The following is a 21761-nucleotide window of genomic DNA, read 5'->3' as shown; positions in this document are numbered from 1 at the left end:
CCCCGCGCGAACGCCCTACCGCGCACACGCGCGTAGGCTCCGTTCTGGGCCGTCACCAGCCCCCTGTGTCCACCGCCGCCGCAGGTCGGAAATAGGGTCGGTTGCCGGGCCCGGTCGACCCACCCCGTTCGACCGAGGAAACTTCACACCGGAAGCGAGAATTCACCACTGTGACTGCTCTCACTCTCAGCACCGCCGCGGCGCCCGGCCTGCGGGCCGACGCGATCGTGATCGGTGTCGGCAAGGGCGGCAAGGGCCCGGTCGTCGCACCGGGCGCCGACGCCGTGGACAAGGCGTACGACGGCAAACTCGCCGGCGTCCTGGAGACCCTGGGCGCCTCGGGTGCCGAAGGCGAGATCACGAAGCTGCCCGCCCCGGCCGGCTTCAAGGCGCCGCTCGTGCTCGCGGTGGGCCTCGGCGCCGAGCCCAAGAACGGCGACGCGTACGACGCCGAGGCGCTGCGCCGGGCCGCCGGTGTCGCGGCCCGTGCCCTGACCGGTGCCAAGAAGGCCGCCTTCGCGCTGCCCCTCACCGACGCGGCCGACGCCGGCGCGATCGCCGAGGGCGCGCTGCTCGGCGCGTACTCCTTCGACGCGTACAAGGACAGCGGCAAGGACGCGAAGGGCAAGGGCCCGCTCGGCGAGGTCGCCCTGCTCGGCGGCAAGCCGCGCGACAAGGAGTTCAAGGCGGCCGTAGAGCGTGCGCTGGCGGTCACCGAGGAACTGAACCGCGCCCGCGACCTGATCAACACCCCTCCGAACGATCTCGACCCCGAGGCCTTCGCCGCCGTCGCGCAGACCGCGGCCAAGGAACACGGCATCAAGGTCGAGGTGCTCGACGAGAAGGCCCTCGAAGAGGGCGGCTACGGCGGCATCCTCGGCGTCGGCGCCGGTTCCGCGGCCGGTCCGCGGCTGGTGAAGCTGTCGTACACGCACGAGGCGGCGAGCAAGCACCTCGCGTTCGTCGGCAAGGGCATCACCTACGACTCGGGCGGTATCTCGCTCAAGCCGGCCGGGCACAACGAGACGATGAAGTGCGACATGAGCGGTGCGGCCGCCGTGTTCGCGGCCGTCGTCGCCGCCGCGCGGCTGGGACTTGAGGTCAATGTGACCGGCTGGCTGGCGCTCGCCGAGAACATGCCGTCCGGTTCCGCGACCCGTCCCGGTGACGTGCTGCGCATGTACAGCGGCAAGACCGTCGAGGTCCTCAACACGGACGCCGAGGGCCGGCTCGTGCTCGCGGACGCGCTGTGGGCGGCGTCGGCGGAGAAGCCGGACGCGATCGTGGACGTGGCGACGCTGACGGGTGCCATGGTGCTGGCTCTCGGGAGCCGGACGTTCGGTGTGATGGCGAACGACGATGCCTTCCGCTCCGCGATCGTCGACGCGGCGGAGGAGGTCGGGGAGCCGTCCTGGCCGATGCCGTTGCCGGAGCACCTGCGCAAGGGGATGGACTCCCCCACCGCCGACATCGCCAACATGGGTGAGCGGATGGGCGGCGGACTGGTCGCGGGGCTGTTCCTGCGGGAGTTCGTGGGTGAGGGGATCGCCTGGGCGCATCTCGACATCGCCGGGCCCGCGTTCAACGAGGCGGGGCCGTTCGGTTACACGCCCAAGGGCGGGACCGGGTCCGCCGTGCGTACGTTGGTGCGGCTCGCGGAGTTGACTGCCGCGGGGGATCTGGGCTGACGTTCCGCGCCCGGTAGCTCGATGCCTCGGGTGCGTGGGCGACCGCGGGCCGGTCGTTGGCCGGTCGCGCGGTTCCCCGCGCCCCTGGGGATCGCACCCAGGTGTCTCACCAATTCAACGTCTCTCATGTGAGCGTGTGGCGTCTCACACCCAGGCCCGGCGTCTCGTTGGGCCTCGACAAGTGCGAAGATGGGCTCGGCAGGACAGGGCCCCCACCACAGGGCCGAAGAAAGAGCGGCCGGACACCAGCCGCCGCGCGGTCACTGACGACCGGCGTACGGCGCACATGCATGGAGGACGTGACGTGGCGAACGACGCCAGCACCGTTTTCGACCTAGTGATCCTCGGCGGTGGCAGTGGCGGTTACGCCGCGGCGCTGCGCGGGGCGCAGCTGGGACTGGACGTCGCCCTGATCGAGAAGGACAAGGTCGGCGGCACCTGCCTGCACCGGGGATGCATTCCCACCAAGGCCCTGCTCCACGCGGGCGAGATCGCCGACCAGGCCCGCGAGAGCGAGCAGTTCGGCGTCAAGGCCACCTTCGAGGGCATCGACGTCCCCGCTGTCCACAAGTACAAGGACGGTGTCATCTCCGGCCTGTACAAGGGACTCCAGGGTCTGATCGCGTCCCGCAAGGTGCACTACATCGAGGGTGAGGGCAGGCTCTCCTCCCCCACCTCCGTCGATGTGAACGGCCAGCGCATCCAGGGCCGCCACGTCCTGCTGGCGACCGGCTCCGTGCCGAAGTCGCTGCCGGGCCTGGAGATCGACGGCAACCGGATCATCTCCTCGGACCACGCCCTCGTCCTGGACCGCGTCCCGCAGTCCGCGATCATCCTCGGCGGCGGTGTCATCGGCGTGGAGTTCGCCTCCGCGTGGAAGTCCTTCGGCGCCGACGTGACGATCATCGAGGGCCTCAAGCACCTCGCCCCCCTTGAGGACGAGAACTCCTCCAAGCTTCTTGAGCGCGCGTTCCGCAAGCGCGGCATCAAGTTCAACCTGGGCACCTTCTTCTCGAAGGCCGAGTACACCGAGAGCGGTGTCAAGGTCACGCTCGCCGACGGCAAGGAGTTCGAGGCCGAGCTGCTGCTCGTCGCCGTCGGCCGCGGGCCCGTCTCCGCCGGTCTCGGCTACGAGGAGCAGGGCGTCGCCATGGACCGCGGCTACGTCCTGGTCGACGAGTACATGCGGACGAACGTCCCGACCATCTCCGCCGTCGGCGACCTGGTCCCCACCCTCCAGCTCGCGCACGTCGGCTTCGCCGAGGGCATCCTGGTGGCGGAGCGGCTGGCCGGTCTGAAGGCCGTCCCGATCGACTACGACGGTGTCCCCCGGGTGACGTACTGCCACCCCGAGGTCGCCTCCGTGGGCATCACCGAGGCCAAGGCCAAGGAGATCTACGGCGCGGACAAGGTCGTCGCTCTGAAGTACAACCTCGCGGGCAACGGCAAGAGCAAGATCCTCAACACCTCGGGCGAGATCAAGCTCGTCCAGGTGAAGGACGGTGCCGTGGTCGGCGTCCACATGGTCGGCGACCGCATGGGCGAGCAGGTCGGCGAAGCCCAGCTGATCTACAACTGGGAGGCGCTGCCCGCCGAGGTCGCGCAGCTCATCCACGCCCACCCGACGCAGAACGAGGCGCTCGGCGAGGCCCACCTGGCACTGGCCGGCAAGCCTCTCCACTCCCACGACTGACCCCCTCGGTCGGACGACGACACAGACTTCCGCAATTCGTAAGGAGCAACCGAAACCATGGCGGTTTCCGTAACCCTTCCGGCGCTCGGTGAAAGCGTCACCGAGGGCACTGTCACCCGCTGGCTGAAGGCCGAGGGCGAGCGCGTCGAGGCCGACGAGCCGCTGCTGGAGGTGTCGACCGACAAGGTCGACACCGAGATCCCCTCGCCCGTAGCCGGTGTCCTGGCCTCCATCAAGGTGGCCGAGGACGAGACCGTCGAGGTCGGCGCCGAGCTGGCCGTGATCGACGACGGCACCGGCGCTCCGGCCGCTGCCCCCGCCCCCGCTGCCGAGCCGGCCCCCGTGGCCGCTCCGGCTCCGGTCGCCGAGGCCCCCGCGGCTCCGGCGCCCGCCCCGGCCGCGCCCGTCCCCGCTGCCGCCGCTCCGGCGGCCGGCGCCTCCGGTACCGACGTCGTACTGCCCGCACTGGGCGAGTCGGTCACCGAGGGCACCGTCACCCGCTGGCTGAAGCAGGTCGGCGAGGAGGTCGCGGAGGACGAGCCCCTCCTTGAGGTCTCCACCGACAAGGTCGACACGGAGATCCCCTCGCCGGTCGCCGGCGTGCTGCTGGAGATCCTGGTCGGCGAGGACGAGACCGCCGAGGTCGGCGCCAGGCTCGCCGTCGTCGGCGCCGCGGGTGCCGCTCCGGCGGCCGCTCCGGCTCCGGCCGCTCCGGCCCCGGCTCCGGTGGCCGCCGCTCCGGCGCCTGCCCCCGCTCCGGTGGCCCCTGCGGCTCCGGTCGCGCCGCCCGCCCCGGTCGCCGCACCGGCTCCGGTCGCCCCCGCTGCCCCGGCCCCCGCGCCGGTCGCCGCTCCGGCTCCGGTGGCCAAGGCCGCTCCCGCTCCGGCGCCCGCCGCCGCCCGGGCGACGGACGACGGCGCCTACGTCACCCCGCTGGTGCGCAAGCTCGCGTCCGAGAACGGCGTGGACCTGTCCACCGTCAAGGGCACCGGCGTCGGCGGCCGTATCCGCAAGCAGGACGTCCTCGCCGCCGCCGAGGCCGCGAAGGCCGCCGCAGCCGCTCCGGCTCCGGCCGCTGCCGCCGCACCGGCCGCCACCGCCTCTGCCAAGAAGGCGCCCGTCCTGGAGGCCTCTCCCCTCCGCGGCCAGACCGTCAAGATGCCCCGCATCCGCAAGGTCATCGGCGACAACATGGTCAAGGCGCTGCACGAGCAGGCGCAGCTGTCCTCGGTCGTCGAGGTCGACGTCACGCGGCTGATGCGGCTGCGCGGCCAGGCGAAGGACTCCTTCGCGGCGCGTGAGGGCGTCAAGCTCTCCCCGATGCCGTTCTACGTGAAGGCGGCGGCCCAGGCGCTGAAGGCCCACCCGGCCATCAACGCCCGGATCAACGTCGAAGAGGGCACGATCACCTACTTCGACACCGAGAGCATCGGTATCGCGGTGGACTCCGAGAAGGGCCTGATGACCCCGGTCATCAAGCACGCGGGCGACCTGAACATCGCCGGTATCGCCAAGGCCACCGCCGAGCTGGCGGGCAAGGTCCGGGCGAACAAGATCACCCCGGACGAGCTGTCCGGCGCGACCTTCACCATCTCCAACACCGGTTCGCGCGGCGCGCTCTTCGACACGATCATCGTGCCCCCGAACCAGGTCGCGATCCTCGGCATCGGCGCCACGGTCAAGCGCCCGGCCGTCATCGAGACGGAGGACGGCACGGTCATCGGCGTCCGCGACATGACGTACCTGACCCTGTCCTACGACCACCGCCTGGTGGACGGCGCCGACGCGGCCCGTTACCTGACGGCCGTCAAGGCGATCCTGGAGGCGGGCGAGTTCGAGGTCGAGCTCGGCCTGTAACCCACCTGGTCCGTTCGTACGGTGCCCCCGTTCCGGAGTTCTCCGGGCGGGGGCACCGCGCGTTTCCCCCTGCCCCTGCCCCTATTGCGGCCGCAGCGCCTTGTCGCTCCACAGCACCAGCGTCTCCACCCACAGGTTCGGGATATCCAGCTTCGGCGCGGGCGTCAGATGCCGGGTGCGGTACGCGCGCAGCACGTCGTACGTCGCGTCCAGGCAGTCCCGCGAGGTGAGCTTCCCGGTCCTCGGGTCGAAGCCGACGAGGAAGCCGCGCGCCTCCACCTGCCCGACCATGGCGCGGGCCGCGCCCACGTCACTCGTCGAGGAACCGGTGCAGCGGTACCGGTTGTAGGGGTGGGTGGAGTGCCCGGGATAGTGGGCGCCCCGGGACATGTCGCTGAGCATCCGGGCGTACGATCCCGTGGTGTGCCAGGCGCCGATGTCGCCGCCCGGCGGGGTGTAGAGCTTGTCGGTGGGGTTCTCGACGGCGCCGTACTCCCACGTGTTCGTGCCGGTGATCCGGAAGCCCCAGCCGACATGGCCGAGCTTCTGGGCGCCGTCCGGCTTCACGAAGACGCAGGCACCGCCGCCGCCGGCCACGGTGCCGGACATGTTCCCCAGGGGCGTACCGGTCGTCGCCGAGGCGTGCGAGGGCGTCGGCCTGCACCCCGCCGCCCCCAGGGTCAGCGCCGCCACGGCCATCAGTCCGAGTCCCGCGTTCCGAACAAGTCCACTGTTCATGCCATCCCCCGATGTGCCGGGGGGTGCCTCTCACCGCACCCCCTGCGGTCGGCGACACCGTTGGGGCCAGGTCGGTTCTGCCGGTGACACGGCGGTGACGGCTCCGCGCCGGACCCGGTACGGGTCTTTACAGAGCGCGCTGCCCCGACAGCGTGTAAGTCTCGTCTCACCTGCATGAAAGCGCCCCCGTGCGCTCCTCCCGAGCGGGCGTGCGGCCTTATTGTCTAAACGTCAAACGCCCTTAAGGAGCTCTCATGACCGCGCCCGTCGTCCACTCGCTGCGCGAACAGATCCGCGAGCACATCGTGGAGGGGATCGTCAGCGGGCGCTGGAAGCCGGGCGAGCGGATCGTGGAGCGTCGGATCGCGACGGAGCTGGAGGTCAGCCAGACGCCGGTGCGGGAGGCGTTGCGCGAGCTGGAGTCGCTGCGGCTGATCGAGTCGGCGCCGAACAAGGGCGTGCGGGTCCGGAATCTGACGGCGGCCGACCTGGAGGAGAGTTACCCGGTGCGGGCCGGTCTTGAGGCGATCGCGGCGGAGCTGGCGGCCGAGAGGCTGGCCGAGGACTGCTCGGCGCTCGAACCGCATGTGGCCGCGCTGTACGAGGCGGACCGCGAGGCGGACGGCACGGGCCAGGTCCGGCACACGGTCGGTTTCCACCGCGAGCTGGTCCGCGCGGCCGGCAACTCCGTGCTGCTGCACACCTGGGAGGGCCTCGGCATCGAGGTGTTCACCGCCCTGTCGATCCGCTGGCTGGGGACCGTGCAGCAGTCGTACGCGGAGGAACACGAGGAACTGGTCGCCGCGTTCCGCCGCCGGGATCCACGGATCGCGGAGCTGGTGAAGGCGCACGTTCTGGGCTGCGCCCCGCGCCCGTGACGCACCCGAGCGCAGCTATGCTCACCTGCGAAAACTCCCTAGAAATCGGCGAAAATCACGGCACCGGGTGCCCCCGCAAAAGGCACGCGGTGCCGACTTTCTCGTAATCAAGATATTTTGCCCGGGAACCTTTGATCGATCATCGATCAGGGAGTTACAGTCACCGACGGGCTCCCACCACAGAGCCCGCCGCCCTGTCCTGCCAAAGACCAAGGGCACCCCCGAAATCCCCTTGCCGACGAGGGAACCCCCCTTCGACTGAGGAAGGCGGCGTTATGACCGACCCCTACGCCATCCAGCCGAGCGAGCTCGACCAGCTCCCGGACCGCGACCCCGAGGAGACCGCCGAATGGCAGGCCTCCCTGGACGCCGTCACGAAGGCTGCGGGTCCGCACCGTGCCGCGTATCTGATGCGCCGCACGCTGGAGCGCGCGGAGGGCAACGGCCTCGCGCTGCCCAAGCTGCTTGAGACGGACTACGTCAACACCATCCCGACCGCCGCCGAACCGGCCGCGCCCGGCGACGAGGCGCTGGAGCGCCGGATCACCGCGTGGAACCGCTGGAACGCGGCGGCCATGGTGACCCGGGGCGCGAAACACGGCGTCGGCGGCCACATCGCCACCTTCGCCTCGGCGGCCTGGCTGTACGAGACCGGCTTCAACCACTTCTTCAAGGGCAAGGAATCCCAGGAGGCGCCCGGTTCCGGCGACCAGCTCTACATCCAGGGCCACGCCTCCCCCGGCATCTACGCCCGCGCCTTCCTCGACGGCCGCCTCACCGAGGCGCACCTCGACAACTTCCGCCAGGAGGCGGGCGGCAACGGCCTCCCGTCCTACCCGCACCCCCGTCGGCTGCCCTGGCTGTGGGAGTTCCCGACGGTGTCGATGGGCCTCGGCCCGCTGTCCGCGATCTACCAGGCGCGTTTCAACCGCTACCTGACCGCGCGCGGCATCAAGGACGTCTCCCAGTCGCACGTGTGGGCGTTCCTCGGTGACGGCGAGATGGACGAGCCCGAGTCGACGGCGGCACTGGCGCTGGCGAGCCGCGAGGGTCTGGACAACCTCACCTTCGTCATCAACTGCAACCTCCAGCGCCTCGACGGCCCGGTCCGCGCGAACTTCAAGATCGTGCAGGAGCTGGAGGCCCAGTTCCGGGGCGCCGGCTGGAACGTCGTCAAGTCCCTGTGGGGCAACGCCTGGGACGAGCTGTTCCAGCTCGACACCACGGGCGCGCTCGTACGACGGCTGCGCGAGGTACCGGACGCCCAGGTGCAGACGTACCAGACGCGTGACGCGGCCTACATCCGCGAGGACTTCTTCGGCAAGGACCCGGCGCTCGTCGAGCTGGCGAAGCTGCTGAGCGACGACAAGATCCTTGAGTGTTTCCACCTCTCGCGCGGCGGTCACGAGTCCCGCAAGGTGTACGCGGCCTACAAGGCGGCCCTGGACCACAAGGGCGGCCCGACGGTCATCCTGGCGCAGACGGTCAAGGGCCACACGCTCGGCGAGGGCTTCGCGTCGAAGAACGCCAACCACCAGATGAAGAAGCTGTCGACGGACGAGTTCAAGCAGATGCGTGACCTGCTCGAACTCCCCATCTCCGACGCTCAGTTCGTCGACGGTGTGGTGCCCTACGGCCACCCCGGCGCCGACTCCCCCGAGGTCCGCTACCTCCAGGAGCGCCGCGCGGCCCTCGGCGGTCCGGCCCCGGCCCGCCGTACGCACGCGATCGCTCCGCTGCCGTCCGCCTCGGAGAAGGCGTTCGCGTCCTTCGACAAGGGCTCCGGCACGCAGAACGTGGCGACGACGATGGCCTTCGTCCGCCTGGTCAAGGACCTGGTCCGCGACAAGGAGACGGGCAAGCGCTGGGTGCCGATCGTGCCGGACGAGGCGCGGACCTTCGGCATGGAATCGCTGTTCCCCTCCCTCGGGATCTACTCCCCGAAGGGGCAGACGTACGAGCCCGTCGACCGCGACCAGCTCATGTACTACAAGGAAGCCAAGAACGGCCAGATCCTCAACGAGGGGATCACCGAGGCCGGTTCGATGGCGGACTTCATCGCCGCGTCGACGTCGTACGCGACGCACGGCGAAGCGATGATCCCCTTCTACATCTTCTACTCGATGTTCGGCTGGCAGCGCACGGCCGACCAGATGTGGCAGCTCGGCGACCAGCTCGGCCGCGGCTTCCTCGTCGGTGCGACGGCGGGCCGTACGACCCTGACGGGCGAGGGCCTCCAGCACGCGGACGGTCACTCGCCGGTGATCGCGGCGACCAACCCGGCGGCGCTGTCGTACGACCCGGCGTTCGCGTACGAGGTCGCGGTGATCGTGAAAGACGGCATCCGCCGGATGTACGGCGAGACGGCCCAGGGTGAGGACGCGAACGTCTTCTACTACCTCACCGTCTACAACGAGCCGATCCCGCAGCCCGCGAAGCCCTCCGGGTTGGGCATCGACGAGGGCATCGTCAAGGGCCTGTACCGCTTCAACACCGCGGAATCGGCGGGACTTTCGCCCGCCGCCAACGCTGCGCGCATCCAGCTCCTCGGTTCCGGTACGGCGATCCACTGGGCGCTGAAGGCGCAGCAGCTGCTCGCCGAGGACTGGGGCGTCGCGGCCGACGTGTGGTCGGCGACGTCCTGGACCGAGCTGCGGCGCGACGCGCTGGAGGCGGACGCGGCGCTGCTGCGGGGCGAGGAGCGGGTGCCGTACGTACGGCAGGCGCTGCACGGGGCGGAGGGCCCGGTGCTCGCGGTCTCCGACTACATGCGGCAGGTTCCCGACCAGATCGCGCAGTGGGTCGAGCAGGACTACTCGTCGCTGGGCGCGGACGGCTTCGGCCTGTCGGACACGCGGGACGCGGCGCGCCGTTACTTCGGCGTCGACGCGGAGTCGATCGTCGTGGCGGCGCTGGCCCAGCTGGCGCGGCGCGGCGAAGCAAAGGCGACGGCGGTGAAGGAGGCGCGGGAGCGCTACGGGCTGTAACGCTCCTCAAACGCCGGAGGGGCTGAAAATCAGCCCCTCCGGCGTTTGAGGAGCGGGGTCTGGGGCGGAGCCCCAGGAGGACGGGACGGGTAGGGGCGGCGGGGGCGAGTTCCCCCATCATGAACCCATGCGCGCTGCCCGCCTCATCAAAATGGTGCTGCTGCTCCAGTCCCACCCCTCCATGACCGCCGCCGAACTGGCCCGCGAGCTGGAGGTGTCCGAGCGGACGGTGACGCGCGACGCGCAGGCATTGTCCGAGGCGGGTGTGCCGGTGTACGCGGAGCGGGGGCGGGCCGGCGGATACCGGCTGATCGGCGGATACCGCACCCGGCTCACCGGCCTGGCCCGGGGCGAGGCCGAGGCACTCTTCCTGAGCGGCGTACCCGGCGCGTTGCGCGAGATGGGGTTGGAGGACGCCGCCTCGGCGGCTCGCCTGAAGGTGTCCGCGGCCCTGCTCCCGTCCCTGTCGGACGCCTCCCGGGCGGCGGCGCAACGGTTCCACCTCGACGCGCCCAGCTGGTTCGCGGAGCCCAAGACTCCCGAACTGCTGCCCGCCGTGGCGGACGCGATGTGGGACGACCGCAGGGTGGTCGCGCGCTACCGGCGCGGCGACTCCGACGTCGAACGGGAGCTGGAGCCGTACGGGCTCGTACTCAAGGCGGGCGTCTGGTACCTGTGCGCCCGGGTGGCCGATCGCGATTCCTTCCGGGTGTACCGGATCGACCGTTTCACGGCGGTCGACCCGGCGGCGCCGTCCGACGAACGCTTCACGCGGCGGGAGGACTTCGACCTCCCGGCGTTCTGGGAGGACCGGGCGGAGCAGTTCGCGCGGTCGATCCTGCGGGCGGAGGTGGTGGTACGGGTCTCCCCCGAGGGCGCGCGACAACTGCCGTACGCCGTCGATCCCGCCGCCGCGCGGGAGGCACTGGAACTCGCGGACGCACCGAACGACGGCGGGCACGCGGACGCCGACGGGTGGGTGACGGTGACCCTCCCGGTGGAGTCCGAGGAGGTCGCCCACGGCCAGCTCGCGGGGCTGGGCCCGGAGGTGGAGGTGCTGGCTCCGGCGAGTCTGCGGGCACGGTTCATGAGCGACGCGACGCGGCTGGGTGCGCTGTACGGGACGTGACCACGCGTTCCGCTCCACCGGGGAGATCACCCGCCCACCGGCCGACGGCGCCGTTCCGCCCATAACGATCTGCCCCTCTCCAGGTGACAATCCGCCGTACTCCACGTGCGCACCACCCGTCCAGGACCGATGCTTGACCCGTGATGGACGAGACGGAGTTCTGGGAGCTGGTGGACGCCACCCGCGAGGCCGCCGAGGGCGACCCCGAGGAGCAGGCGGACCTGCTCGTGGACCGGCTGCTCCTGCTGGATCCGGAGCTGGTGCTGGACTTCGCCCGTCATTTCGAGGCCCGTTACAACCGCGCCTACACCTGGGACCTGTGGGGTGCCGCGTGGGTGCTCCTCGACGGGGCGAGCGACGACGCGTTCGACTTCTTCCGGTGCTGGCTGATCGGTCAGGGCCGCGAGGTCTACGAGGGTGCCGTGCACGACGCCGACTCGCTGGCCGACCTCATCGACGACTTCGACGACGAGATCGACGGCGACGGGGAGGAGCTGGGGTACGCGGCCGACGAGGCGTACGAGCAGCTCACCGGAACCGTCGCCCCCGACCTGGGGATTCCACCGGCGCCCGCCGAGCCGCTCGGGGCGCCGCTCGACCTGGAGAACGAGGCCGTGCTCGCGGAACGCTTCCCGAAACTGCGGGAGAGGTTCCGGCAGGAGTGAGCACGGGTGAAGGGGGTACGCCGATGGTGCCCCGTCCGCCGACAGACCGACTCCCGTGAGGTCACCGTGGCTCGAATACCGTTCCCGGAGCGTTCCGCCGAAGCCCTCGACAAGCTCCCCACTCCGCTGAACGCGTTCCGCATGCTGTCCCACGCCCCGGAGCTGACGGGCCCGGCGATCGACCTGGGGATGGCGGTGCTCGGATCGTCGTTGCCGGTGCGGTGGCGCGAGTTGGTGATAGTGGCGGTGGCGGCGCGTACGGACTGCGCGTACGGGGTCGTGCAGCACCGCCCGATCGCGCTGCGCGCGGGGGTGACGGCCGAGCAGTTGGACGCGGTCGTCGAACTCCGGGCGGAGGACGGCGAGTTCGACGCGGCCGAGTCGGCGTTGCTGGCCGCGACGGAGGAGCTGTTGGCCCGACACACGCTCACGGACGGCACGTTGGGCTCGCTGCGCGAGCACCTGACGGACCGTCAGGTGGTCGAACTGATCACGACGGTCGGGTACTACACGATGCTGGCCGGCCTGCTGAACGGCCTGGGTGTGGACATCGACCCGGTGGGCGAGCAGTACTGGGAACTGGGACGGCGCTGACCGATGAGCGGACTGCGGGACACGCTGGCCGACTGGACCGACTACGACTCGGCGGGCTTCGAACTCGGAAAGACCATAGGGGTGTTCACGGAGGACCAGTCCTTCGCCGGGGTCAAACGGATGTTCTGGACGGACGGTTACCCGCTCGGTGAGCTGCTCGTCGACATCCTCGACCGGATGACCGAGGCCGGCGTGCTGCTGAAGAACGAGGACGCGCAGTACCGATGGAACCCCGCCGCACCCACGCAGCACCGGTAGCCCGGTAGCCCATCTCATCAGGAGCCCTAGGCGGCGGTCCGGCGCCGTGACGTGTCCGTCGGGATGTAGGCCTGGTTCTGGTCGGCCCGTACCGCGTGGTGCATCGGGGCCGCGTTGGCCTGGTCGAGCGCGGAGGCCGTGACGGCGGCCGGGCCGAGGATGACGGTAGCGACGGCGCAGACAACGGCCCAGGGGCCGCGAGCGGACTTGGCCCAACCGGCCGACTTCTCCGTGGTGTTGGTGTGACTGTTGTTCATTTTCCCCACCTCCCTGTCAGTGCGTGTGCATGACGATAGGGAGCTTGTCTCGGGGGACCCGGTGAGTTGCCTGCGAGAAACCTGTGAGCGCCGCGCCACCAAGTGTTGGCGCAGTTCACAGACTTGGGGTCTTGACCCGTGCCGTGATGCCCGGCCTACGGTGGCCGCCGCCGAACAGGAGCGCCGTGCCCATGACCAGCCCGTACGTGAAGGGGATCACCCGCGAGGAACACCTCGCGCATCTCCGGCTGCACCCGGACGCGAGCCATCTACAGATCCCCGAGTGGGCCGACGTGAAGCCCGACTGGACGGCGGAGAGCGTCGGTTGGTTCGAGGGGGACGCGCTGGTCGCCGTGGCCCTCGTGCTGTACCGCGCGTTCCCCGGAACCGGACGCTCCCTCGCCTACCTCCCCGACGGCCCCGCGATCGACTGGCGGAGCCAGCGCCTCGAACGCTGGCTGGACCCGCTCCTCGCACACCTGGAGAAGGAGGGCGCCTTCTCGGTCCGCATCGGCCCGCCGCTCGTGGTCCGGCACTGGGACGCGGCCACCGTCGCGGCGGGCGTCGCCGACCCCGCCGTACGGCATCTGCGGGACCTGCCGACGGACGGGATCGACGGGTACGCGCTGGACGCGGCGGACCGCCTCGAACGGCTCGGCTGGCGGCGCTGCAAGGAGAACGAGAACAGCGGCTTCGGGGTCGGACAGCCCCGCTACGGCTGCCGAATCCCCTTGACCGGCAGGTCCGTTGACGAACTCCGCCGCGGCCTCGCCCCACACTGGTTGCAGTCTCTCCAGACCGCCGAGGGCGGCGGAGTCGGCGTCTTCTGGGGCTCGTCCGACGACCTGCCGGCCTTCCACCGCCTGTACCGCGCCACCGCCGAACGGGACGGCTTCAAGGCCCGCCCCCTGGACTACTTCCGGCGCATGTGGCAGGCGCTCAACGCCGAGGAGTCCGACCGGATCCGGATCTACCTCGCCGAGTACGACGACGAGGTCCTGTCCTCCGCCCTCATGATCAGCACCGGCCCCCGCGTCTGGCACTCCTACCCCGCGTCCGGCCGCCGAGGCCGCGAACTCCGCCCCAGCAGCATCCTGTTGTGGCGCATGCTCTGCGAGGCCCTGGACTCAGGCGCCGACACCTACGACCTCCGCTCCATCACCCCGTCCCTGATAGCCGAGGACCGCCTGGTGGGCCGCCTCCTCTTCAAGACCGGCGCAGGCGGCCAGGCAGTGGAGTACCTCGGCGAATGGGAACGCCCGGTAGGCACCCAGGGCAAAATGCTGCAACGGGCGCTGGCGGTCTATCTGGGCCGCAGATAGGGCTTGGGGAGGCCGCGGGCGAAGCCCGCGCCTCCAGGGGCGCGGGGAACTGCGCGCCCAGCCACAACGGACCCGCACCCGAAAACGAACCAAGCGGGGCTCCGGGGGCGCAGCCCCCGGGGGACGGGACGGGTAGGGGCGGCGGGGGCGAGATCACCGCCCCTGCAACCGCGCCGCAAGCCCACGAACCCCCGAAAGCCGCCCCAACAACGCGGCCCCCGGACAACTGGTCATGTACCCGTCCTTGTGCCCCGCCAACGCGGGAAGAACAGCGGTCGCACCCGCGGCATACCGACTGAGACTGTTACTGGAGACGAGCCGAGCCCTACCCCGCGGATCAACATCCGCGAGCCCCAACTTCCAAGCCGCCAGCGCGGCAATCGCATCCGTCATAGCCTTCGGCACCACCATCCCCGCAGTGAACGTCCCGATCGCCGCGATCCCCGCCGTACGGTGGTTGAACCCCTGCGTGTGCGCCCCGGTGACCGCCCGCTCGACACCCCCCGCCCGCCCCTCGTAGATCGTGCCGCACCGGTCGACGAGGAAGTTGTAGCCGATGTCGTCCCAGTCCCGGACGCCGGTCTGCCCGGCGTACAGGTACCGGATGATGCGGGGCGCGTCCGCGCAGTCGTAGCCGTTCGGCGAATCCGTGTGGTGGACGAAGACGGCGACGACCTTGTCGTCGTAGCGCGGCGGCGGCTGCGCGTGCCGCGAGAGCGCGTCGAGCCAGGCGGAGCGGGGCACGATGCGCGGCTGGGGCGCGGTGTGCCGGAGCGCGGCGGGGCGGGCCGCGACGGGGGCGTGCACGGCGGCCGTGGCACGGCGGCCGATGCCGTTCGCGCACAGGGCGAGCGCCAGGACGGCGGCGAGACCGGGGAGGCAGGCCAGCAGCACGAGCGCGGGACGGGGTACGCGGAGTACGCGGGGTATCCGCACCCGTCGCCGGCGTCTTCGTACACCCGGCGTTCTTCTCAGAACACGCATGATCACACTCTCGGCCGGAAACGCTCCGCCCGCGATGTGTGCTGTGCCACCCGGTGGAACCATCGTCCTGGTCCGGCACGTTTCTCGGGGTACACGCACGCGTGGTGGCTTCCCGTGGGCCACGCGCGCGTGACTGATCAGTGGGCCCGTTCCTCGCGTACTAAGGGTTCCGAGAGAAAGGCGGCTCCGTGGACCTGCTCGACCTGCTGTTGTTGCTGGTGATCCTCGCCTACGCGGCGTCCGGGTACCGGCGCGGCCTCGTCGCCGGATGTGTGTCGCTCGCCGGGTTCGTGGGCGGTGCGGTCGTCGGTGTGTGGGTGCTGCCGTGGGTGATGGACCTGGTGACACCGGGGACGACGGCGGCGACGGTGACCGCCGTGCTCACCGTGCTGGTCCCGGCGGTGGTGGGGCACGAACTGGCGGGGCGGCTGGCGCTGAAGCTGCGCAAGGAGCTGGACCGGGGGCCGCTGCGGGTGGCCGACGGGATCGGCGGGGCCGCGGCGAACTCGGTGGCGGTGATGATCGTGGCGTGGGTGGCCGCGAGCGTGCTGGGCGCCTCCTCGTCCGCGCTGGTCACGACGGCGATCCGGGACTCGACGCTGCTGGGCAGCGTGCAGAAGCTGATGCCGGACACGACACCCGCGTGGTTCTCGCGGGCCACCTCCGCGCTCACGGAGGCGGGCTTCCCGCAGGTCTTCAACCCGTTCGAGAACGAGTCGACGGCCGCGGTCGCCAAGCCCACCGGCGACAGCGTCACGGCGGCCGCGACGAACGCGTCCAAGCGGAGCACGGTGAAGATCGAGGGTTCCTCGGGCACCCAGGGCCGCGAGGGCAGCGGCTTCGTGTACGCGCCGCAGCACGTGATGACCAACGCGCACGTGGTGGCGGGCATCGACGACCCGACCGTCCGCATCGGCGGGGTCGGCCGGTCGTACGAGGCACGGGTCGTCCTCTTCGACCCGAACAAGGACGTCGCCGTGCTGTACGTGCCGGGGCTGAAGGCACCTGTCCTGCGCTTCGACGACAGCGCCTCGCGCGGCGACTCGGCCGTGGTCGCGGGCTATCCGCAGGACGGTGACCTGAACCTCCAGGCGGCGACGGTCGCCAACCGTGTGAACGCGACCGGGCAGAACATCTACAACGACGGGACCGTCACCCGTGAGATCTACTCGATCCGCTCCACGGTCCGCCCCGGCAACTCCGGCGGCCCGCTCCTGACGACCGACGGCAAGGTCTACGGCGTGGTCTTCGCCCGCTCCACCTCGGACGACGAGACGGGGTACGTGCTGACGGCCGACGAGGTCTCCGGGGACGCGCGACGAGCGGCGACCGCGACGGCCGAGGTCGACACGGGCGACCTGGTCACCTCGTAGGTCACAGCGCGCGGCCCATCAGCACGTCGTCGACGTACTCCCCGTCCAGCAGGAACTCCTCCGGCAGCACGCCCTCGACCGCGAACCCCTCGGCCGCGTAGAGCTTCCGGGCCGGGGTGTTGTGGCCGAGCACGCGCAGGGTGAGCCGTCGGGCGCCGCGCCGCCGGGCCTCCTCGACGGCGGACCGGATCAGCGCCCGGCCGACCCCGTGCCCGCGCGCCTCCTCGGCGACGGCGAGCCCCTGGATCTGCCGGACGTGCGCGTTGCAGGCGAGCGGGGTGGCGAAGGCCAGCCGGATGTAGCCGACGATCCGGCGGTCGAGTTCGGCGACGAGATGGTCCTCGGGCGCGTGCCGCTCGTCGAAGAAGGGGCCGTACGGCGGCTGCGGGCGCGGCATGACCGCGTGCAGGTACGACCAGGTCGCGCGGTCCAGGGCGCCGAGTTCCTCGTCGTCGTCGGGCAGGGCGGTGCGTATGTACGGCTCGGACATACGGGCCACACTACGACGGGGGCGGTGCCGTCCTCATGGGGCTTTTATGGATCAACGAGGCAGGATGGGCGCCATGGAACGCTCGCGAATCGCGGTGACCGGCGCCTCCGGTCTGATCGGCAGCGCACTGGTGCGGTCCCTGACCGCGGACGGTCACGAGGTGGTGCGCCTGGTGCGGCGGGCCGCCCGGGGCGCCGACGAGGTGTGCTGGGACCCCGAGGGTGAGTACGTCGACGCGGCGGCGCTCGACGGCTGCGACGCCGTGGTCAACCTGGCCGGTGCCGGGGTCGGCGACCACCGCTGGACGGACGCCTACAAGAAGACGGTCCGCGACAGCCGCGTGCTCGGCACGGCGGCCCTCGCGGAGGCCGTGGCCGCGCTGGACCGGCCGCCGCGGGTGTGGGTGAACGGCAGCGCGATCGGCTTCTACGGCGAGACGGGCGAGCGTGCCGTGGACGAGGACGCGCCTCCGGGCGACGGTTTCCTCCCCTCCCTCTGCGTGGAGTGGGAGGAGGCGACGGCGCCCGTCCAGGAGGCGGGCGTGCGGACGGTGTTCGCGCGGACCGGTCTTGTCGTGGCGAAGGACGGCGGGGCGTGGGCCAAGCTGTTCCCCCTGTTCAAGGCGGGTGTCGGCGGGCGGTTCGGCGACGGGCGGCAGTACTGGTCGTTCGTCGCGCTGCACGACGAGGTCGCGGCGATCCGCCATCTCATCGACACCGATGGCCTGTCGGGCCCCTTCAACCTCACCGCCCCGAACCCGCTGACGAACCGTGAGATCACGGCCGCGATGGGCCGGGTGCTGCGCCGCCCGTCGCTCTTCACGGTGCCGGCGCCCGCGCTGAAGCTGGTGCTCGGCGAGATGTCGGGGGACGTGCTGGGGAGTCAACGGGTGCTGCCGAAACGGCTGTTGGAGTCGGGGTTCACCTTCGCGTTCCCGGACATCGAGGGGGCGATCCGGGCGGCGCTGTGACCGTCCGGAACCTGACAGGCATCTGACTGGGACCTGACCGGCGCATGGTGACGCACGGCGACCGTATGCGACCGCCGTGCGACCGTGCCCTGCGTATGCGCGACTTCCCTTGACCGATCACGGCCCTAACCTCGACCCGAACTCGGGTATCCCTGGAGGCTGTTGGGGGCATGACGCTTCCACCGGCCGCGCAACCCTGAGGAGGGGCACGTGCTTGAGCACGCGTACCAGGCGGACGTCGTCGTCGTGGGAGCCGGGGTCGCCGGACTCGCCGCGGCGCATCGGCTGATCAGCGCAGGAGTAACGACCGCAGTCCTGGAGGCCGCCCCTTACGTCGGCGGCCGTATGTCGACCGAGAAGGTCGACGGTTTCCGGCTCGACCGGATCGGACAGCTCCTGTCCACCTCATACCCCGAACTACGCCTCACCCCGGGCCTCGACGCCCTGGTGCTGCGCCCCTTCGCCCCGGGCGTCCTCCTCCACAGCGACGGCCGCCACCACCGCGCGGGCACCCCGGCGCCCGGAGGGAGCGCATGGGGCGCACTCCACGCGGTACGCGCCCTGGCGAGCGCCCCCAGGGCGGGGGTGGTGCCGCGGGTGCGGACGGGGTCCGTACGGGGTGAATCGCCTCGGAGGAGCTCCTTCTGGGGCGGGCCGGTGGCACGCGGGCGCGGGGGCGTCGCCTGGGCCGCGGCGGCACCGGGAAACGGACCGAACGCCCCAAGGACCGGAACGACACCCAGGGACGGGGACAGGGCAACACCCGGCGACCGGGCCGGGGCCCCCGCGGGGAGGGCAGGCTCCACCGGGGGCCGGGCAGGAGCCGCCGGGGACAGGACAGGCACCACCAACGACCGGGCCGAAGCCCACGCCGACCGGACAAGCACCACCAACGACCGGGCCGGAACCCATACGGACCGGACAAGCACCACCAACGACCGAGCCGGAACCCACGCCGACCGGACAGGCACCTCCGGCGACGGTACGACGCTCACGGACCGGACCAGGACCCCCTCGGCCGGGCCCGCGCCCAAGGACCGGATCGCGTCCCGGGGTGGGTTGACGGGCGCTTCCTGGGGAGCGTTCAGGGACCGGGCGGCGGGCGCACCCCGGGGCGGCGGGACGGCCGCCGCCGACCGCGCGGGAGGCTCCCGAGGCCGACCGGCTCACAAGGACCGTACGGACCGTACGGACTCCTCCTGGGGCGGCCCCACGCTCAAGGACCGTCCCGTGGACACCCGGAGGGTCGCCGCCGTGCCCAGGCCGCGGACCGGCGCCCCCCTAGGCGGCCCCGTCGACCAGGCCCGGCTCGGGGCCGCGCTCACGCGCCTCGCGGCGACGCCGGTCGAACGGCTGCTGTCCCGCCCCGAGTTGCCCGCCGGCCAGGCGCTCGCGGCACGCGGGGTGCCCGCGCGGACCATCGACGGGTTCCTGCGCCCGCTGCTCGCCGCGCTGCTGTGCGACCCGGAGTTGACCACCTCCAGCCGGTGCGCCGACCTGGCGCTGCGCGCCTTCGCGGGCGGGCGGCTGTGCCTGCCGGAGGGCGGCGCGGAGATGCTGCCCGAGGTGCTGGCCGCCGCGTTGCCGCCGGGCACCGTGCACACCGGCGTACGCGTCACCGCCGTATCGACGACGTCGGTGACCACCGCCGAGCACGGCGAGATCCACTGCCGGGCCGTGCTCGTCGCGACGGACGCGCGCGCGGCGGCCGAACTCCTGCCCGGCCTGCGCGTACCCGACTTCCACCAGGTGACCGTCGTGCACCACACGACCGACGACCCGCCCACGACCGGAGCCGCCCTGCTCGTCGACTCCGACCGCGGCGGCCCGGTCGCGCACACCGCGATCGTCAGCGAGGTCGACCCGACCCGCGCACCCGCAGGCCGCGCCCTCGTCTCCTCGACGGTCCTGGGCCCACCCCCGCCGGACGTCGAGACCGCCGTACGCACCCACCTGTCCCGCCTCTACGGCACCTCGACCGCCCGCTGGGAGACCCTCGCCGTCCACCACACCGCCGAGGCCGTCCCGGCGATGCGCCCACCGCATGATCTACGGCGCCCCGTACGGCTGTTGGCCGGCCTGTACGTGTGCGGCGACCACCGGGACACGAGCACGGTGCAGGGGGCGCTCCACTCCGGCCACCGGGCGGCGAAGGCGATCCTGAAGGACATGAGCGCGACAGGCTCGATGCACAAGGCGGACCCGATCCCCACAACTCAGGCCGCCTGAAGTCTTTTAGGGGCGCGGGGAACTGCGCGACCAGCCACAACGGACCCGCGCAGTCCCCCGAACCGCACCCCTCGTCTCATCCGAACGCCGCGACCTTGTCGCGATACCCCCGCACCGGCGCAGCGTCCTTGTACGGCTCAAGCCGCCGCTCGAAGTCGCGCACATACTCGATCGCCCGCACCGACCGCATCTCCGCAGCCTGCCCCGCCGCCTCCGCCCCCAGCGCACAGGCCTGGTCGAGCTCACCCAGCCCGAGCCGGGCGGAGGCGAGAACAACACGACAGAACAGCCGACTGCGGGCGAACGCGGGCGCCCGCAGTTGCAGCGAGCGCTCCGCGTGCTGCGCCGCGGCCCGGAACTGCTGAAGGTCCCGGTGCGCGTGCCCGAACTCGTCGGCGAGCTGGGCCTCGTCGAAGAACCGTGCCCAGTAAGGGACTTCGTCCCCGGCGCGCGCCGTTTCGAGGGCGCGCTCGGCCCGGACGAGCGCGGAGGTGCACGCCCGCACCTCGCCGAGCACCCCGTGCGCCCGCGCCTCCACGGAGTGCAGCAGCGCCTGTACGACAGGGGGCGCGCTGGTGCCGACCCCCTGCTGCGCCACGCGCGCCAGCTGCACGGCCTCGCGCCCGTGCCCGAGGTACACGGCCTGCCTGCTCATGGTCATGAGGACGTACGAGCCGTAGGCCCGGTCCCCCGCCGCCTGCGAGAGCCGCAGCGCCTGCACGAAGTACCGCTGGGCGAGCCCGTGCGCGGCGATGTCGTACGACGTCCAGCCCGCGAGCCGGGTGAGGTCGGCCGCCGCGGCGAACAGGCGGCGGCCGGTCTGTTCGCCGTAGGTGCCGCGCAGCATCGGCTCGGTCTCGTGCTCCAGGTAGCGGACGAGGGCCTGGCGGGCGTGGCCGCCGCCGTAGGCGTTGTCGAGGGTGCGGAAGAGTTCGCCGACCGAGCGGAGCGCGGAGATGTCGCCGCCGGTGACCTTCTGGCCGGGGCCGCGTTCGGCCGCGCCGCGCTGGCGGGGTACGGCGGGGCGGCCCTGCGGGGGCACCCGGTTCGCGGGTTCGGCGCGGCCGACCCGGTCGTCGGCGCGGCCGATCAGCCAGTCCCGGCTGGGCACGACGAGACCGGCCGGGGTGAAGGCGATCTTGCGCAACTCGGCGTGGCTGCCGGAGTCCTTGCGCCACAGCCCGCTGACGATGTCGACGGCCTCCTCGGGGGTCGCGGCGAATTCGAGCCCGGCGTACACCGGCGCGCAGGCGTCGAGGCCGAGGTCCTGCGCGGTGAGCCGACGTCCGAGGCGGCGGGTGAAGACCTCGGCGATGAGGGCGGGGGTGGTGCCTCTGGGCTGCTGGCCGCGCAGCCATCGGGTGACGGACGTCTTGTCGTATCTCAGGTCGAGTCCGTGCTCAAGACCGAGCTGGTCCACGCGACGGGCGAGACCTGCGTTGGAGAACCCCGCTTCTGCGATGAGCGCGGCGAGCTGACGGTTGGGAGTGCGCTGCGCGGGTCGTTCCGTCATCTGCGGTGCGGTCTCCTGCCTTTCGGGCCTCACAGAGGCCGATGCGACCCCTGCTGCCCGGATTGCCTGTGAGCAGCCCTTTTGGCCTCGTGAACGGCGCGAATGTAGCGGAGCGTAAGCGGCTCGTCGCACATTC

At 71.6% G+C, this 21761-nt stretch carries 17 protein-coding genes and 2 pseudogenes; 14 read left to right on the top strand and 5 right to left on the bottom strand.

What is annotated here, in order from left to right; genetic code table 11:
• The first annotated feature begins 170 nt into the window (after positions 1-170).
• The 3 genes from ACWIHT_RS37745 to sucB all read left to right on the top strand — a co-directional run bounded on the left by ACWIHT_RS37745 (position 171) and on the right by sucB (position 5238).
• Positions 171-1688 carry a leucyl aminopeptidase gene (locus tag ACWIHT_RS37745; RefSeq protein ID WP_456172980.1) on the top strand — a complete coding sequence of 506 codons (1518 nt, stop codon included), beginning with the start codon at positions 171-173 and terminating at the stop codon, positions 1686-1688.
• 304 nt (positions 1689-1992) lie between these two features.
• Positions 1993-3381 (top strand): dihydrolipoyl dehydrogenase, encoded by a 1389-nt coding sequence (lpdA, locus tag ACWIHT_RS37740; RefSeq protein WP_019075829.1) that lies wholly within the window; start codon positions 1993-1995, stop codon positions 3379-3381.
• 57 nt (positions 3382-3438) lie between these two features.
• Positions 3439-5238, top strand: coding sequence for a 2-oxoglutarate dehydrogenase, E2 component, dihydrolipoamide succinyltransferase (sucB, locus tag ACWIHT_RS37735; protein ID WP_456172979.1), 1800 nt, complete (start codon positions 3439-3441; stop codon positions 5236-5238).
• Positions 5239-5319: 81 nt separating this feature from the next.
• On the opposite strand, the gene ACWIHT_RS37730 is transcribed toward sucB, so the two are convergent.
• Entirely contained in the window at positions 5320-5976 is a 657-nt protein-coding gene (locus ACWIHT_RS37730) for a hypothetical protein (protein ID WP_456172978.1), read from the bottom strand.
• A 254-nt stretch (positions 5977-6230) separates the two neighbouring features.
• Between ACWIHT_RS37730 and ACWIHT_RS37725 the strand changes: the two genes are divergently transcribed.
• The 6 genes from ACWIHT_RS37725 (at position 6231) to ACWIHT_RS37700 (ending at position 12487) form a co-directional block, all read left to right on the top strand.
• Positions 6231-6854, top strand: a complete 624-nt coding sequence (locus tag ACWIHT_RS37725) for a GntR family transcriptional regulator (protein WP_200716894.1) — start codon at positions 6231-6233, stop codon at positions 6852-6854.
• A gap of 275 nt (positions 6855-7129) precedes the next feature.
• Positions 7130-9841: a pyruvate dehydrogenase (acetyl-transferring), homodimeric type gene (gene aceE / locus ACWIHT_RS37720; RefSeq protein ID WP_456172976.1), complete on the top strand. Its 2712-nt coding sequence runs from the start codon at positions 7130-7132 to the stop codon at positions 9839-9841.
• Positions 9842-9968: 127 nt separating this feature from the next.
• Complete coding sequence (locus tag ACWIHT_RS37715; RefSeq protein WP_456172975.1) at positions 9969-10970, top strand: helix-turn-helix transcriptional regulator; 1002 nt, start codon at positions 9969-9971, stop codon at positions 10968-10970.
• A gap of 143 nt (positions 10971-11113) precedes the next feature.
• A complete protein-coding gene (locus ACWIHT_RS37710) occupies positions 11114-11635 on the top strand; it encodes a DUF4240 domain-containing protein (protein ID WP_019075872.1) in 522 nt (173 codons plus the stop codon).
• A gap of 66 nt (positions 11636-11701) precedes the next feature.
• A complete protein-coding gene (locus ACWIHT_RS37705; RefSeq protein WP_456172973.1) occupies positions 11702-12229 on the top strand; it encodes a carboxymuconolactone decarboxylase family protein in 528 nt (175 codons plus the stop codon).
• A gap of 3 nt (positions 12230-12232) precedes the next feature.
• Complete coding sequence (locus ACWIHT_RS37700; RefSeq protein ID WP_456172972.1) at positions 12233-12487, top strand: hypothetical protein; 255 nt, start codon at positions 12233-12235, stop codon at positions 12485-12487.
• Positions 12488-12513: 26 nt separating this feature from the next.
• Here the strand turns inward: ACWIHT_RS37700 and ACWIHT_RS37695 are convergent, their stop codons facing one another.
• A complete protein-coding gene (locus tag ACWIHT_RS37695) occupies positions 12514-12744 on the bottom strand; it encodes a hypothetical protein (RefSeq protein WP_456172970.1) in 231 nt (76 codons plus the stop codon).
• Positions 12745-12935: 191 nt separating this feature from the next.
• Between ACWIHT_RS37695 and ACWIHT_RS37690 the strand changes: the two genes are divergently transcribed.
• Entirely contained in the window at positions 12936-14066 is a 1131-nt protein-coding gene (locus ACWIHT_RS37690; protein ID WP_456172968.1) for a lipid II:glycine glycyltransferase FemX, read from the top strand.
• Between the two features lie 153 nt (positions 14067-14219).
• On the opposite strand, the gene ACWIHT_RS37685 is transcribed toward ACWIHT_RS37690, so the two are convergent.
• On the bottom strand, positions 14220-15050 hold the full coding sequence (locus ACWIHT_RS37685) for a peptidoglycan recognition protein family protein (protein WP_456172967.1): 831 nt from the start codon (positions 15048-15050) through the stop codon (positions 14220-14222).
• A gap of 188 nt (positions 15051-15238) precedes the next feature.
• Here ACWIHT_RS37685 and ACWIHT_RS37680 point away from each other — a divergent pair, with 188 nt between their 5' ends.
• Positions 15239-16423 carry a MarP family serine protease gene (locus tag ACWIHT_RS37680; RefSeq protein ID WP_456172966.1) on the top strand — a complete coding sequence of 395 codons (1185 nt, stop codon included), beginning with the start codon at positions 15239-15241 and terminating at the stop codon, positions 16421-16423.
• Between the two features lies 1 nt (position 16424).
• Here ACWIHT_RS37680 and ACWIHT_RS37675 read toward each other — a convergent pair whose 3' ends face one another.
• Complete coding sequence (locus ACWIHT_RS37675; RefSeq protein ID WP_456172964.1) at positions 16425-16913, bottom strand: N-acetyltransferase family protein; 489 nt, start codon at positions 16911-16913, stop codon at positions 16425-16427.
• Between the two features lie 73 nt (positions 16914-16986).
• Between ACWIHT_RS37675 and ACWIHT_RS37670 the strand changes: the two genes are divergently transcribed.
• From ACWIHT_RS37670 to ACWIHT_RS37660, 3 genes and pseudogenes are all read left to right on the top strand, one after another.
• Positions 16987-17883: a TIGR01777 family oxidoreductase gene (locus ACWIHT_RS37670; protein ID WP_456172963.1), complete on the top strand. Its 897-nt coding sequence runs from the start codon at positions 16987-16989 to the stop codon at positions 17881-17883.
• Positions 17884-18093: 210 nt separating this feature from the next.
• Positions 18094-18480 (top strand): annotated as a pseudogene (locus ACWIHT_RS37665) (NAD(P)-binding protein); the annotation flags it as partial.
• A gap of 669 nt (positions 18481-19149) precedes the next feature.
• Positions 19150-20112 (top strand): annotated as a pseudogene (locus ACWIHT_RS37660) (FAD-dependent oxidoreductase); the annotation flags it as partial.
• Positions 20113-20188: 76 nt separating this feature from the next.
• On the opposite strand, the gene ACWIHT_RS37655 reads toward ACWIHT_RS37660, so the two are convergent.
• The gene (locus ACWIHT_RS37655; RefSeq protein ID WP_456172962.1) at positions 20189-21625 is read right to left on the bottom strand and encodes a regulator; all 1437 of its coding nucleotides are present in this window, start codon (positions 21623-21625) and stop codon (positions 20189-20191) included.
• Between the last annotated feature and the right edge of the window lie 136 nt (positions 21626-21761).

The organism is Streptomyces sp. NPDC002276, from assembly GCF_053891435.1.
This window is presented reverse-complemented; position numbering and strand designations above follow the sequence as displayed.

What these genes read in the sequence shown, in the direction of transcription:
- sucB (WP_456172979.1), top strand. Translation starts at nt 3,439, where the DNA reads ATGGCGGTTTCCGTAACCCTTCCGGCGCTCGGTGAAAGCGTCACCGAG.
- ACWIHT_RS37730 (WP_456172978.1), bottom strand. Translation starts at nt 5,976, where the DNA reads ATGAACAGTGGACTTGTTCGGAACGCGGGACTCGGACTGATGGCCGTG.
- ACWIHT_RS37725 (WP_200716894.1), top strand. Translation starts at nt 6,231, where the DNA reads ATGACCGCGCCCGTCGTCCACTCGCTGCGCGAACAGATCCGCGAGCAC.
- aceE (WP_456172976.1), top strand. Translation starts at nt 7,130, where the DNA reads ATGACCGACCCCTACGCCATCCAGCCGAGCGAGCTCGACCAGCTCCCG.
- ACWIHT_RS37715 (WP_456172975.1), top strand. Translation starts at nt 9,969, where the DNA reads ATGCGCGCTGCCCGCCTCATCAAAATGGTGCTGCTGCTCCAGTCCCAC.
- ACWIHT_RS37710 (WP_019075872.1), top strand. Translation starts at nt 11,114, where the DNA reads ATGGACGAGACGGAGTTCTGGGAGCTGGTGGACGCCACCCGCGAGGCC.
- ACWIHT_RS37700 (WP_456172972.1), top strand. Translation starts at nt 12,233, where the DNA reads ATGAGCGGACTGCGGGACACGCTGGCCGACTGGACCGACTACGACTCG.
- ACWIHT_RS37695 (WP_456172970.1), bottom strand. Translation starts at nt 12,744, where the DNA reads ATGAACAACAGTCACACCAACACCACGGAGAAGTCGGCCGGTTGGGCC.
- ACWIHT_RS37690 (WP_456172968.1), top strand. Translation starts at nt 12,936, where the DNA reads ATGACCAGCCCGTACGTGAAGGGGATCACCCGCGAGGAACACCTCGCG.
- ACWIHT_RS37685 (WP_456172967.1), bottom strand. Translation starts at nt 15,050, where the DNA reads ATGCGTGTTCTGAGAAGAACGCCGGGTGTACGAAGACGCCGGCGACGG.
- ACWIHT_RS37675 (WP_456172964.1), bottom strand. Translation starts at nt 16,913, where the DNA reads ATGTCCGAGCCGTACATACGCACCGCCCTGCCCGACGACGACGAGGAA.
- ACWIHT_RS37670 (WP_456172963.1), top strand. Translation starts at nt 16,987, where the DNA reads ATGGAACGCTCGCGAATCGCGGTGACCGGCGCCTCCGGTCTGATCGGC.
- ACWIHT_RS37655 (WP_456172962.1), bottom strand. Translation starts at nt 21,625, where the DNA reads ATGACGGAACGACCCGCGCAGCGCACTCCCAACCGTCAGCTCGCCGCG.